The 12920-nt window shown below is 60.9% G+C and carries 10 protein-coding genes; 5 read left to right on the top strand and 5 right to left on the bottom strand.

Going from position 1 to position 12920, the window contains the following annotated elements; all coding sequences use genetic code 11:
• Positions 1–13: 13 nt before the first annotated feature.
• Both GXB78_RS25475 and GXB78_RS25470 read left to right on the top strand, forming a co-directional pair.
• A complete protein-coding gene (locus GXB78_RS25475) occupies positions 14–850 on the top strand; it encodes an isocitrate lyase/PEP mutase family protein (protein WP_329517488.1) in 837 nt (278 codons plus the stop codon).
• A 2-nt stretch (positions 851–852) separates the two neighbouring features.
• Positions 853–1545 carry an extensin-like domain-containing protein gene (locus GXB78_RS25470; protein ID WP_329517487.1) on the top strand — a complete coding sequence of 231 codons (693 nt, stop codon included), beginning with the start codon at positions 853–855 and terminating at the stop codon, positions 1543–1545.
• A 3-nt stretch (positions 1546–1548) separates the two neighbouring features.
• Here GXB78_RS25470 and GXB78_RS25465 read toward each other — a convergent pair whose 3' ends face one another.
• Entirely contained in the window at positions 1549–2169 is a 621-nt protein-coding gene (locus tag GXB78_RS25465; protein ID WP_329517486.1) for an energy transducer TonB, read from the bottom strand.
• A 92-nt stretch (positions 2170–2261) separates the two neighbouring features.
• On the opposite strand from GXB78_RS25465, the gene GXB78_RS25460 reads away from it, so the two are divergent.
• Positions 2262–3044, top strand: coding sequence for a class I SAM-dependent methyltransferase (locus GXB78_RS25460; protein ID WP_408005158.1), 783 nt, complete (start codon positions 2262–2264; stop codon positions 3042–3044).
• A 130-nt stretch (positions 3045–3174) separates the two neighbouring features.
• Here the strand turns inward: GXB78_RS25460 and GXB78_RS25455 are convergent, their stop codons facing one another.
• Positions 3175–3828, bottom strand: a complete 654-nt coding sequence (locus tag GXB78_RS25455) for a TetR/AcrR family transcriptional regulator (protein ID WP_329517485.1) — start codon at positions 3826–3828, stop codon at positions 3175–3177.
• Positions 3829–3922: 94 nt separating this feature from the next.
• Here GXB78_RS25455 and GXB78_RS25450 point away from each other — a divergent pair, with 94 nt between their 5' ends.
• Together GXB78_RS25450 and GXB78_RS25445 are read left to right on the top strand one after the other, a co-directional pair.
• Positions 3923–5023 (top strand): efflux RND transporter periplasmic adaptor subunit, encoded by a 1101-nt coding sequence (locus tag GXB78_RS25450; RefSeq protein ID WP_329517484.1) that lies wholly within the window; start codon positions 3923–3925, stop codon positions 5021–5023.
• 6 nt (positions 5024–5029) lie between these two features.
• A complete protein-coding gene (locus tag GXB78_RS25445) occupies positions 5030–8098 on the top strand; it encodes an efflux RND transporter permease subunit (RefSeq protein ID WP_329517483.1) in 3069 nt (1022 codons plus the stop codon).
• Between the two features lie 881 nt (positions 8099–8979).
• Here GXB78_RS25445 and GXB78_RS25440 read toward each other — a convergent pair.
• The 3 genes from GXB78_RS25440 to plsB form a co-directional block, all read right to left on the bottom strand.
• Positions 8980–9669: a DUF4197 domain-containing protein gene (locus GXB78_RS25440; protein ID WP_042606965.1), complete on the bottom strand. Its 690-nt coding sequence runs from the start codon at positions 9667–9669 to the stop codon at positions 8980–8982.
• Between the two features lie 27 nt (positions 9670–9696).
• The gene (locus tag GXB78_RS25435) at positions 9697–10095 is read right to left on the bottom strand and encodes a YbaY family lipoprotein (protein WP_329517482.1); all 399 of its coding nucleotides are present in this window, start codon (positions 10093–10095) and stop codon (positions 9697–9699) included.
• A gap of 119 nt (positions 10096–10214) precedes the next feature.
• Positions 10215–12716, bottom strand: a complete 2502-nt coding sequence (gene plsB, locus GXB78_RS25430; RefSeq protein WP_329517481.1) for a glycerol-3-phosphate 1-O-acyltransferase PlsB — start codon at positions 12714–12716, stop codon at positions 10215–10217.
• Positions 12717–12920: the final 204 nt, after the last annotated feature.

The raw sequence follows: 12920 nt of genomic DNA, 5'->3' as shown, positions 1-12920 counted from the left end.
CGGGAGCCCGTCGATGAACGTCCAAGCCAGTCCAGCGCAACTGCGTAAAGCCCAAGCCTTCAAGGCCCTGCATGATCAGCAGGGGATCTTTGTGATACCCAATCCGTGGGACGCCGGCTCGGCGAAGATGCTTGTCAGTCTGGGTTATCAGGCCTTGGCCACCACCAGCGCCGGTTACGCGTTTTCCCAGGGCAAGGCCGATGGCGCGTTGAGTCTCGACGAGACCCTGGCCAACGTCCGCGCGATTGTCGCAGCGACGGATCTGCCGGTGGCGGTGGATCTGGAAAACGGTTTTGCCGATGACCCGGGTGAATCCGCACAGAGTCTTTTACGCGCAGCCGAGGCGGGCGCGGTGGGCGGTTCGATCGAAGATGCCACGGGGCGTCCGGGCGCGCCGATCTATTGCTTCGAACACGCCGTGGCGCGCATTGAAGCCGCCGTTGCGGCGGTGCGCACGCTGCCGTTTCCCTTTGTCCTCACCGCTCGCGCGGAAAACTATCTGCACGGTAACCCAGACCTCGATGACACCATTCGCCGCTTGCAGGCATTTGCCGAAGCGGGTGCCGACGTGCTCTATGCGCCAGGTTTGCGCAGCGCCGAAGAAGTGCGCGCAGTGGTGCAGGCCGTGGCGCCGAAACCGGTCAATGTGTTGATGTCTGGCGGTTTGAAACTGACCGTGCAACAGCTTGAGGAAATGGGCGTACGGCGCATCAGTACCGGCTCGGCACTGGCACTGGCGGCGTTCGGCGAGTTCTTCCGCGCTGCTGAAGAAATCCAGCAGTCCGGCACCTTTGGCTTCACATCGCAGTCGATGCCGTACGCCAAGGCCAATCAGTTCTTCAAGGACTGAGCATGGGGCGCTGGCTGTTCTGGTTGGTGTTGCTGGCGATCGGCGGTGCGGCGGTCAGTGTCTGGCGCGGTTGGCTGGACGTGCCGCCGCAGTGGAATCCGTGGGCACCGCTGGACGTAAAAGCCGCGCCCAATTGGCTGACCGGTTACAAACTCATGCGCCTGCGCAGCGATCCTGAGTTGTGCGCACAGGTGCTGGGCAGCTCGGATCTGCGCGTCAGCCGCCAGGCCGACAGCCCCGGTGCCAAGTGCCCGCTGATCGGCGCTCTGCGTGTGCAGGGCGGTGAAGTGGCGCTGAGCAGCAGTTTCATCGCCAGTTGCCCCCTCGCGGTTTCGTACGCCATGTTCGAACACCACACCCTGCAACCGGCGGCGCAATCGGTTTACGGCCAGAAGATCACGCGGGTCGACCATCTCGGCAGCTTTGCCTGTCGCAATGTCTACAACCGTGAGAGCGGCGCGCTCAGTCGACACGCCAGTGCCGACGCGCTGGACATCGCCGGCTTCCGCCTCGCTGACGGACGCACGATCAGCGTACTCAAGGACTGGCCAAAACAGAATCAGGACGCACAATTTCTGCGTCAGCTGCGTGACGGCGCCTGTAAGTCATTCAGTGTGGTGTTGAGTCCGGATTACAACGCCGCTCATCGCAATCACTTTCATGTCGATGTCGGGCGCTGGAGCGTGTGTCGCTGAGAGTCAGGCGGCGAGACGCAGGTTCTGCAGAACGATCGGCCGAGCCCAGCCGTTATCGAAGTCCAGGGCTTTCTGCTGCTCGACGATCTCTTCCGGCGGGAACGGCGGGTAAGGCTTCTGCAGCAAGTCCAGGTCGAACTCGGCGATCGGCAGGTACAGCGCACGTTTCTGCGGCGCCGGGCCTGGCTCCGGCAGTGGCTGGCCATTGTTGATCACGATCGGACGTACCCAGCTGCTGTCGAAATCCTGTTGCTCTTGCTGAGCCTTGAGTTCTTCAGGCGGGAACGGTGGGAACGGCTTGTCCAGCAGCTCCATTTCAAACTCGGCGATCGGCAGGAACAGTGGCTCTGGTGGACGAACCTGGGTTTCTACCACGTCGCACTCACGCTGGCTGACGATATGGGCGTGCAACTCGCTGCCAACGGTCGGTTCTTCCGGGCTGTTCAGGTCAACCGGTGGAAACGTGCCACAGGCAGGCACCACTTCACTCGTCTGTTCGGCCAGGGCCTGGGCAAAGAAATCCTGCCACAGGTGACTGACGCCGCTCAGTGCTTGAGTGTTATGACGGCTGAAGTCGCCATGGGGCGAAACGTAGCCAATCGATGTGGGAAGAATGCCTGACATTTTTTTCGGTTGACGCTCAGCTCTGGCAAAATGCGCGTTGAATGGTTTATCGGCGGTTTTTGTCGATCCTTAACTTTTTTGAGCGTTTTTTCATGATCGAGTCACCCGCGGCCTGCCGCATCCATGTCCAGGCCTTGGTCCCGGCGTTTCAAGCGCAAGCCGAGCACTGGGCCGAACGTCTCGGTCTGCCACTCGGCGAGGCCGACGGCGAGTTCGCCTTGCAGGTCGGCGAGCAGGGTTTGCAGTTGCAGCAGCTCGGCCCGGACGCGCCGGGACCGGTGCGGGTCGACTTTGTCGAGGGCGGCGCGGCGCATCGGCGTTTGTATGGCGGCGGCAGCGGGCAGATGATCGCCAAGGCCGTCGGCATCGCCCAAGGCGTGCGCCCGCGCGTGCTCGACGCGACGGCGGGGCTGGGCAAGGATGCGTTCGTGCTGGCCAGTCTCGGTTGTGAAATGAGCCTGATCGAGCGTCAGCCGTTGATCGGTGCATTGCTCGAGGATGGTCTGGCGAGGGCGGCGGAGGATTTTGACGTAGCGCCGATCGTGGCGCGGATGAAATTGCTCAAGGGCAACTCCATTGAGGTCATGCAAAATTGGCAAGGCGAGCCGCCGCAGGTGATCTATCTCGATCCGATGTTCCCGCACCGTGAGAAAACCGCGCTGGTGAAAAAAGAGATGCGCCTGTTCCGCCCGCTGGTCGGCGATGATCCGGACGCACCGGCCTTGCTTGAAGCGGCACTGGCGCTGGCCACGCACCGGGTCGTCGTCAAACGCCCGCGCAAGGCACCGTGCATCGAAGGGCCGAAACCGAGCCATGCGCTGGATGGCAAATCGAGCCGGTATGACATTTATCCAAAGAAAGCGCTGAAGCCCTAGAAGCAGCTGCAAGCTGCAAGCTGCAAGCTACAAGCTACAAGCTACAAGCTGCAAGCTGCAAGCTACAAGCCAGAGCCAAGTCACTGCTTTTGCTTTTGCTTTTGCTTTTGCTTTTTCTTGCAGCTTGCAGCTAGAAGCTCGCAGCTGCCTCTCTCCCATAGGCCCTCATAAACAACCCCACCACCTCGCGCACATGCCGTTCCGCTGCCTCACCCGTCAGCGGCTCGCCGCAGCCATACAACAAACGAAAATTCCCCGCGCCCTTGATCAGGCAGAAGAAATGCTCGGCGGCATTGCGTGGCTGGTCGATGCTTAGCGCGCCGGACGCATGAATCTTCGCCAGCAAACCTTCCATGCCGTTGACCACCCGCTCCGGGCCGGCCTCGAAGAAGATCAGCGACAGCTTCGGATCCTGACTGCCGAGCGCCATGATCAGCCGGTGTAGGTTCACTGATTCATCGCTGTTGATCAGTTGGTGAAAGCCCCGGGCAATGTTCAGCAACACATTTTCCACCGGAATGTTTTCCGGCAATTCGAAGAACAGCGGCGGCAGTTGCTCCTCGCATTTCGCGACGACGGCGGCGGAAAACAGCGTCTCCTTGTCGTTGAAATGGCTGTAGACCGTCAGCTTGGACACGCCGGCCTCGCTGGCCACCGCGTCCATGCTGGTGTTGGCGTAGCCATGACAGAGAAACAGGGTTTTCGCCGCGTCGAGGATCGCCTGGCGCTTGGCCAGATCCTTGGGGCGGCCCGGGCCGTTTGGAGCTGAAAGATTGTTCGACATTCTTCGCTTTTAATACTGGACTGGTGAGTTTGCTATTAATACCATACCGGCCAGTATAAATATTCCAAGCCTCATTCGCGAAAGGTCCGTCACCATGTTCCGCCATGCGTTGTCCTTTGCCGTGCCAGTCAGTCTGGCGTTCCTGTTATCGGCGTGCGGTCAGGAAGAGGTGACGAAAGTCACCGTGCGACCGGCCATGGTGGTGCAGCCCGAGCCTTCGGCGCAGGCGATGGAAAGTTATCCGGGCGAGGTTCGCGCCCGTTATGAGCCTGATCTGGCGTTCCGCATCGGCGGCAAAGTCAGCCGACGACTGGTCGACGAAGGTCAGCGGGTCAAGGCCGATCAGCCCTTGGCCGAACTCGATCCGCAAGACGTACGATTGCAACTGGAGGCCACCCGCGCGCAGGTCGCCGCCGCCGAGGCCAATCTGAACCTGGTGCGCGCCGAGCGCGATCGCTACAAAACCCTGATGGAGCGGCAGATGGTCAGTCGCTCGGCCTACGACAACGCGGAAAATCTATATCGCTCCGGCGAAGCCCGCCTTAAACAAATCAAAGCTGAATTCAACGTTTCGACCAACCAGGCCAGTTACGCGGTGCTGCGTGCGCCACAGGATGGCGTGGTGGCCAAGCGTTCGGTGGAAGTCGGCCAGGTGGTCGCCGCCGGGCAAACCGTGTTCACTCTCGCCACCGATGGTGAGCGCGAAGTGTTGATCAGCCTGCCGGAGCAAAGCTTCGGCCGCTTCAAGGTCGGTCAGCCCGTCTCCGTGGAGTTGTGGGCGCAGCAGAATCAGCGCTTCGCCGGGCAGATCCGCGAGTTGTCGCCAGCCGCCGACCCGCGCTCACGGACCTTCGCCGCTCGAATCTCGTTTACCAGCGGCAAAGTCCCGGCTGAACTCGGGCAGAGCGCCCGGGTGTTCGTGCAATCGGCCGACAGTGTCTCGCTGTCCATTCCGCTTTCGGCGCTGACCGCTGAGAACGGCGCGACCTACGTCTGGGTGGTCAATGGCAACAACACGTTGAAGAAAACCCCGGTGCGGGTCGGCCCGTTCGGCGAGAAAAATGTAGCGGTGCTCGAAGGTCTGAACGCTAGCGACTGGGTGGTAGCTGCGGGCGTGCACGTGCTGCTCGACGGTCAGCAGGTGCGACCGGTGGATCGCTCCAATCGTGTGGTCAATCTGGCGAACAAGGAGTAAGCCCCGATGCGCTTCAACCTCTCCGAATGGGCGTTGCGTAATCGCCAGATCGTACTGTTCCTGATGCTTTTGCTCGCCGTTGTCGGCGCGTTGTCCTACACCAAGCTGGGCCAGAGCGAGGACCCGCCGTTCACTTTCAAGGCGATGGTCATCCAGACCCGCTGGCCCGGCGCGACCGCGCAGGAAGTCTCGCGCCAGGTCACCGAACGTATCGAAAAGAAGCTGATGGAAACCGGCGAGTACGAACGCATCATGTCGTTCTCTCGCCCCGGTGAATCCCAAGTCACTTTCATTGCCCGCGATTCGATGCACTCCAAGGACATCCCCGATCTCTGGTATCAGTTGCGCAAAAAGGTCGGCGACATTCGCCAGACCCTGCCGCCGGGAATCCAGGGGCCGTTTTTCAACGACGAGTTCGGCACCACCTTCGGTAATATCTATGCGCTGACCGGCGACGGTTTTGACTACGCCGTGCTCAAGGATTACGCCGACCGCATCCAAATCCAGCTGCAACGGGTAAAGGATGTCGGCAAGGTCGAACTGCTTGGGTTGCAGGACGAGAAGATCTGGGTCGAGCTGTCCAACGTCAAACTCGCCACGCTGGGCCTGCCGCTGGAGGCGGTGCAGCAGGCGCTGGAGGAGCAGAACGCTGTGTCCACGGCGGGGTTCTTCGAGACCGGCAGCGAGCGCTTGCAGCTGCGCGTCTCGGGAAATTTTCAGACAGTTGATGAGATAAAGAACTTTCCGATCCGCGTCGCCGATCGTACGTTTCGCATCTCCGATATCGCCGATGTGCGTCGCGGTTTCAGCGACCCACCGGCGCCGCGCATGCGTTTCATGGGCGACGATGCGATCGGTCTGGCGGTGGCGATGAAGGATGGCGGGGACATTCTGGTGCTGGGCAAGGCGCTGGAGGGCGAGTTCTCGCGCATTCAGAAAAACCTTCCGGCCGGTATGCAGTTGCGCAAGGTCTCCGATCAGCCAGCCGCAGTGAAAACCGGGGTCGGCGAGTTCGTTCAGGTGTTGGTCGAGGCGCTGGCGATCGTCTTGCTGGTGAGCTTTTTCTCCCTCGGCGTGCGCACCGGCATGGTCGTCGCGCTGACCATTCCGCTGGTGCTGGCGATGACCTTCGCCTGCATGTATTACCTCGGCATCGGCCTGCACAAGATTTCCCTCGGTGCGCTGGTGCTGGCGCTGGGCTTGTTGGTGGACGACGCGATCATTGCCGTGGAAATGATGGCGATCAAAATGGAGCAGGGCTTCGACCGCATTCGCGCGGCGAGTTATGCCTGGACCAGCACCGCATTCCCGATGCTCACCGGCACGTTGATCACCGCCGCCGGTTTCCTGCCGATTGCCACCGCGCAGTCCGGCACTGGCGAATACACCCGCTCGATTTTCCAGGTGGTGACCATTGCCTTGCTCGCCTCATGGGTGGCGGCGGTGATGTTCGTGCCGTACCTGGGGGAAAAACTCCTGCCGGATCTGGCGAAAATTCATGCGGCGAAACATGGCTCTGCTGATGGTCAGCCGGACCCCTATGCCACGCCGTTTTATCAGCGCGTGCGGCGTCTGGTGGAGTGGTGCGTGGCGCATCGCAAGACGGTGATCGTACTGACCGTCGGCCTGTTCATCGCTTCGGTGATGCTGTTCCGTTTCGTCCCGCAGCAGTTCTTCCCGGCTTCGAACCGGCTGGAGTTGATGGTTGATCTGAAACTGGCCGAAGGCGTTTCGCTGGCCAATACCACCAGCGAAGTCAAACGTCTCGAGGCGCTGCTCAAGGAGCACGCCGGCATCGACAATTACGTCGCCTACGTCGGCACCGGCTCGCCGCGTTTCTACTTGCCGCTGGATCAGCAACTGCCGGCGGCGAGTTTTGCCCAATTTGTGGTGTTGGCGAAAACCATCGAAGAGCGTGAAGCGCTGCGCAGCTGGTTGATCGAAACCCTCAACGAGCAATTCCCGGCCCTGCGTTCGCGGGTTACTCGTTTGGAAAACGGTCCGCCGGTTGGCTATCCGGTGCAGTTCCGCGTCACTGGCGAACACATTGAAGAGGTTCGAGCGCTGGCGCGCAAAGTGGCGGCCAAGGTTCGCGAGAACCCGCATGTGGTCAATGTGCATCTGGACTGGGAAGAGCCGAGCAAAGTCGTCTACCTGAACATCGATCAGGATCGCGCTCGGGCGTTGGGTGTGAGCACCGCCAATCTGGCGAAATTCCTGCAGAGCTCGCTGACCGGCTCGACGGTCAGCCAGTACCGCGAAGACAACGAATTGATCGAGATTCTGCTGCGCGGCACCGTGCATGAGCGCACTGAGTTGTCGTTGTTACCGAGTCTCGCGGTGCCGACCGATAACGGACGCAGTGTGGCGTTGTCGCAGATTGCCACGCTGGAATATGGCTTCGAGGAGGGCATCATCTGGCACCGCAATCGCCTGCCGAACGTAACCGTACGGGCGGACATTTATGGCAAGGAGCAACCGGCGACGCTGGTCAAGCAGATCATGCCGACGCTTGACCCGATTCGCGCCGAATTGCCTGATGGTTATCTGCTGGATGTCGGCGGCACGGTGGAGGATTCCGAGCGCGGGCAGAAGTCGGTGAATGCCGGGGTGCCGATGTTCATTGTCGTGGTGCTGACCTTGTTGATGGTGCAACTGCGTAGTTTCTCGCGCACGGCAATGGTGTTTCTCACCGCGCCGTTGGGCTTGATCGGGGTGACGCTGTTTTTGATGGTGTTCCGGCAGCCGTTCGGGTTTGTGGCTATGCTCGGGACGATCGCGTTGTCCGGGATGATCATGCGTAATTCGGTGATTCTGGTCGATCAGATCGAGCAGGACATCGCCTCCGGGCTCAGGCCTTGGCAGGCGATTATCGAGGCGACTGTGCGACGCTTTCGGCCGATCGTGTTGACGGCGCTGGCGGCGGTGCTGGCGATGATTCCGTTGTCGCGCAGTGTGTTTTTCGGGCCTATGGCGGTGGCGATCATGGGTGGGTTGATTGTGGCGACGGCGCTGACTTTGTTGTTTTTGCCGGCGTTGTATGCGGCTTGGTTCAGGGTTCGTCGGGAGGGTTGATCCTTGGCGGCCTTCGGGCCGACCATGCTTTGGGTGTTCTGGGTGAATATCCGTTTTTTTTGGTGTTGCGGCTGGCGGTTCCGCTCTTACAGCGGGTCACTTTTGCAGACGCCCAAAAGTAACCAAAACGCTGGGCCCCGGCGTTCGGCCCCTCGCTGGGGCTCGGGGTTCCTTCGCTCCGGGATCGATCCGGGCGCAGCGTCTCCGGTTTGCTTCGCTGCACCTCCTCCCGCTGTGTTTGGCTGCGCCAAACGGTCGCTGCGCTCCCACGCCCGGATCAATCCCTCCACTCAGCCTGCCGATGGGGCCGGCACGGCAAGATCAAAAGCGGTACTCGAGCTTGCGCTCATTGTTTTGAGTGGTGAAGGGCGTGCGGTTGGCTTTGATTTTGTGGTGGATTTGCCCCTCACCCCAGCCCTCTCCCGAGGGAGAGGGGGCCGACTTTTGGGCTTTTCAAAATCTGTGTTCGACGCGATATCACACGTCGGCGTGCCTCGCCCAAACAACGCGATCAGTCCCGTCTCCCTCCGGGAGTGAGGAAGAGGGGGCCGACTTTTGGGCTTTTCAAAATCTGTGTTCGGCGCGATATCACACGTCGGCGTGCCTCGCCCAAACAACGCGATCAGTTCCCTCTCCCTCCGGGAGAGGGCTAGGGTGAGGGGCTTTTGATCTGTTTCTTGTGCGAATCCTGACTCGGTATCCCAAGCCGAAGTTGCTCTCGTAATCGGTTGGACTTGCCGCTTTGACTGGGCAGCGGCAGAGAATTTCCCTTGCTGAACTGTCGGTGAATCGTGTCCTCGGTCCGGTCGAACCACAAAGCTGATGCGCAAAAAAGCCCGCTGAACCGATGAAGGTCAGCGGGCTTTTTTGTGGTTCGGAAATTACAACGTACCAAACACCTTCTTCGCCAGACTCGTCGCCGCAGCGGCCGGGTTCTGACGTATCGTCTCTTCCTGCTTGCCGATCATCTCGAACAAACCATTGAGCGCCTGTTCGGTGACGTAGCTTTCAACATTGGCGCTCTTGGCATCGACCACGCCGAATGCCGCTGCCTGGCCGGCGAACGAGTTGTACTTCTGCGCGACGCCGACCTTGTCGGTGGCTTGCTTGACGATGGGCAGGAATTTCGCGCGGATCTGTTCGCGGCTGGATTTGTTCAGGTATTGGGTCGCCGAATCGTTGCCGCCGCTGAGGATGCCTTTGGCGTCGGCCACGCTCATTTTCTTCACCGCGTCGACGAGGATCGGCTGGGCCTGGGTTACGGCGGATTCGGCGGCTTTGTTCATGGCGGTTTCCAGTTCTTCGACCTGGGCGCCCATGCCGAAGGCTTTCATTTTGCTCGCGGCTTTGCCGAGTTTGCCCGGCAGTTCGATTTTCACTTCGGGGTTGTTGCTGAAGCCGCCCGGGGTGCCGAGTTGTTTCACAGCGATCTGCGCGCCTTGGGTCAAGGCGTCCTTGAGGCCGCCGGTGGCGTCTTGCTGCGACAGGTCGTTGAGCGACAGGGCCAAGGCGTTGGCGGAGATCAGCAGGCCGGCACAGACGGCGGCGAAGCGAAGGGTAGGGCGGCGCATGGCGGCTTCCTTGTGGCGAAAAATGGATTAACGAACGGCGTCGAGGCGGATTTTCAGCGGTTGCGGGTCGTTGCCGTCGAGTTGCACGGCGTGGTTTTCGGTGGTGATGAACATCAGCTCGCCGTTGACCTCGATGCGTGCGCTGACCGAGTAACGGTGGCCGGGTTTGACCTGCGCCGGATCGTAGCTCAAATGAAACGGCAGCGGCACCTGGCCTTTGACCGGGCCTTTTTGTTGGGCGAGGACCACGGCCGGCGCATCGGCCAGCGACACATCTTGCAGGCTCACGCTCAGGGTCGCGCTCGGCGGCAGGGCGATGCGTTGCAGGTAGAAGACTTCGCCGTCGAGGCTGGCCTTGTCGGCGGGTGTGGTTGATTGGCAGGCGCTGAGCAGGGTGGCGGCGGCGAGGGTTAGTAGTTTTTTCATGGATGAATCTCCTTTCAATGTGGGAGCGAGCCTGCTCGCGAAAGCGCTGGTTCAGTCAATGTAAATGTCGATTGACAATCCGCCTTCGCGAGCAGGCTCGCTCCCACAGGGGTAAGGCATCAAGCCTCAGGCTGTGGCGTGACCTGATCCGCCGCATCTTCACTGCGGTGCAGCGCGACCTGGCGGATCGACAGGCGAATTTCTGCCGGCAACACGCGCTTGGCCGCGCCTTCGGCCAGCTCGCCGAGCAGTTCGTGGTAGCTGAGCTTGCCGGCTTCGTCGCGGCGCAGGACGTCGAGGTCGAGCAGGGTCTGGATGAAATGGCGGAACAGGCTCTTGTCAAAAAACTCTGGGGCGTTCAGACCGTGGAGGATCGACAGGCGCTGAGCCATGACCGTACACAGGTCTTCCAGCTCTTCAGCGCTGATGCTGTTCTGGCCGCTGTTGAGCAGCAACGATACGGTCATGTAGAAACGCTGCAAGGTCTGCGCGATGCTCTTCGACAGCAGCGTCAGCAGCACGAAATGCCGCGAACTCGGTGCCGGGCGCAGGTATAGATCCTTCTCGAAACGCAGCAGGCCCTGCTCGACGAACGCTTCCAGCCACTGATCGATCACCGCGTCGAGTTCGTCCAGGCTCCAGCGGATGAACAACTCCGATTGCAGGTACGGATACAGCGCACGGGTGTAGCGCAGGATCTGTTCGCGGCTCATGCGCGAGGTGCTCTGGAAGAAACTCGCCAGCAACGATGGCAGGGCGAAAATGTGCAGGACGTTGTTGCGGTAGTAAGTCATCAGGACCGCGTTCTGCTCGTCCAGATACAGAATCTTGCCCAACGCATCGTTCTGCTCGGCGAGCAGATCCATGTCTTTCACATGCTCGATCAGCGCCCGGCCATCGCCTTCCGGCAAGGTCGTGTGCGGCGAATACGGCATTTTACGCAGCAGCGCCAGATACAGATCCAGCACCCGTGCCATGGCCCGATCGTCCAGGGCCAGACGCGTAGTCGACAGCAGGGCCAGCGCCACCAGATTGACCGGGTTGATCGCCGCTGCTTCGTTGAGATGCCGGGCGACTTTCTCGCCGAGGCGGTTGGTGGTTTCGTTGAGCCACGCCGGTTTGAACTGCGGGCCGAGTTCCTGCTGGCGCCAGTCCGGTTGCTCGGTGTCGAGGAATTCTGCGAGTTTGATCGGCTCACCGAAGTTCACCGCGACCTGGCCGAAGCGCTGTTTCAGCGCGCCGATGACTTTGAAGATGTCGAAGATCGATTCTTTCTTCTTGCTCGCCCCGCGCAGTTCGCCGAGGTAGGTGCGGCCTTCGAGCACGCGCTCGTACCCGATGTACACCGGCACGAACACGATCGGCATCCGCGACGAACGCAGGAAACTGCGCAGAGTAATCGCGAGCATGCCGGTTTTCGGTTGCAGCATGCGCCCGGTGCGCGAGCGCCCGCCCTCGACGAAATACTCGACCGGGAAACCTTTGGTGAACAGGGTGTGCAGGTACTCGTTGAACACCGAGGTGTACAGCGGATTGCCCTTGAATGTGCGGCGCATGAAGAACGCACCGCCGCGACGCAGCAGGCTGCCGATCACCGGCATGTTCAGGTTGATGCCGGCGGCGATGTGCGGCGGGGTCAGACCGTTGCGGAACAGCAGATACGAAAGCAGCAGGTAGTCGATGTGGCTGCGGTGGCACGGCACGTAGATCACTTCGTGACCCTGCGCGACGTTCTGCACGCCCTCGATGTGGTTGACCTTGATGCCGTCGTAGATCTTGTTCCAGAACCAGCTCAGCACCACTTCGAGAAAACGGATCGCAGTGTAAGTGTAGTCGGAGGCAATCTCGTTGCCGTAACGCAGCGCCTGGGCCTTGGCTTTTTCCGGGGAGATGTTCTCCCGCTCGGCTTCGTCGAGGATCGCTTGCTTGACCAGCGGCTGGTTAAGCAGGCCCTTGACCAGATTGCGTCGGTGGGAAATATCCGGGCCGATCACCGCCGCTTTCAGGTTGCGGAAGTGCACGCGCAGGATTCGCTGGGCCATGCGCACGGTGCGTTCGTGGCCCTTGTTGTGATCGATCAGTTCGCGCAGGTGGATTGGCGCGGAAAATTGCACGCGAGTCTTGCGGCCGAGGACGATGATGCTCAGCAGCCGGCGCAGGCGCCCGGTGACCGCCCAACTGTCGGCGAACAACAGTTTCCACGGGCTGTTTTCGCTGTCCGGCGACTGACCCCAGAACACGCTGACCGGAATGATCTGTGCGTCCTCGGCCGCGTTCTGCGTAAGCGCGCTGACCAGACGGGTCAGGGTCGGCGGCGCACCGCGTTTGTCCTGGCGACCGAGCCAGTCCGGGTCCGGCGTCAGGTAGAAAAAAGCTGCCGGCTCGATCAGCGTACCGACCGACACTGCCAGCACCGGACGCGGCAGGCCGGCCTTGGTGCACTCGGTGTCGACCACGGCCAGATCGGTCAGCGAGGGGTTTTGCAGGACGTAGAACACCGGACGACTGCGGTCGAGGTTGAGGGTGAACGACGACTGATTGATGGTCTCGGAGCGAACCCAGAGATACAACAGGCGGCGCAGGGTGCCAAACACAAGACGGCGGAACGGGGAACGGGTCATACGGCTTCTGCGTGAGTGAATAAAACCGAGCAGGCGCTCGGGGCGGACAGTTTGCCGTATTAGGCGAAAATCGGCAAAAAAGCGCCGAACTAATCTCCTGTTGAGAGTTTCTGCGCCTGTCATATACTCGGCGCTCTGTTGCCGGTGCCCTGTCATGGACGTCGGACGCAGGCTGACGTTCCTCGAAGGCTTTCCTGCGAAAAG

It is taken from the genome of Pseudomonas moraviensis subsp. stanleyae, from assembly GCF_036283065.1.
Taxonomy (GTDB): domain Bacteria; phylum Pseudomonadota; class Gammaproteobacteria; order Pseudomonadales; family Pseudomonadaceae; genus Aquipseudomonas; species Aquipseudomonas stanleyae.
Note: the sequence above shows the minus strand (reverse complement) of the source record. Positions and strands in the feature narration are given on the sequence as shown.

Coding starts and splice junctions, on each gene's coding strand:
- GXB78_RS25450 (WP_329517484.1), top strand. CDS start 3,923: ATGTTCCGCCATGCGTTGTCCTTTGCCGTGCCAGTCAGTCTGGCGTTC.
- GXB78_RS25445 (WP_329517483.1), top strand. CDS start 5,030: ATGCGCTTCAACCTCTCCGAATGGGCGTTGCGTAATCGCCAGATCGTA.
- GXB78_RS25455 (WP_329517485.1), bottom strand. CDS start 3,828: ATGTCGAACAATCTTTCAGCTCCAAACGGCCCGGGCCGCCCCAAGGAT.
- GXB78_RS25435 (WP_329517482.1), bottom strand. CDS start 10,095: ATGAAAAAACTACTAACCCTCGCCGCCGCCACCCTGCTCAGCGCCTGC.
- GXB78_RS25440 (WP_042606965.1), bottom strand. CDS start 9,669: ATGCGCCGCCCTACCCTTCGCTTCGCCGCCGTCTGTGCCGGCCTGCTG.
- GXB78_RS25470 (WP_329517487.1), top strand. CDS start 853: ATGGGGCGCTGGCTGTTCTGGTTGGTGTTGCTGGCGATCGGCGGTGCG.
- GXB78_RS25475 (WP_329517488.1), top strand. CDS start 14: ATGAACGTCCAAGCCAGTCCAGCGCAACTGCGTAAAGCCCAAGCCTTC.
- plsB (WP_329517481.1), bottom strand. CDS start 12,716: ATGACCCGTTCCCCGTTCCGCCGTCTTGTGTTTGGCACCCTGCGCCGC.
- GXB78_RS25460 (WP_408005158.1), top strand. CDS start 2,262: ATGATCGAGTCACCCGCGGCCTGCCGCATCCATGTCCAGGCCTTGGTC.
- GXB78_RS25465 (WP_329517486.1), bottom strand. CDS start 2,169: ATGTCAGGCATTCTTCCCACATCGATTGGCTACGTTTCGCCCCATGGC.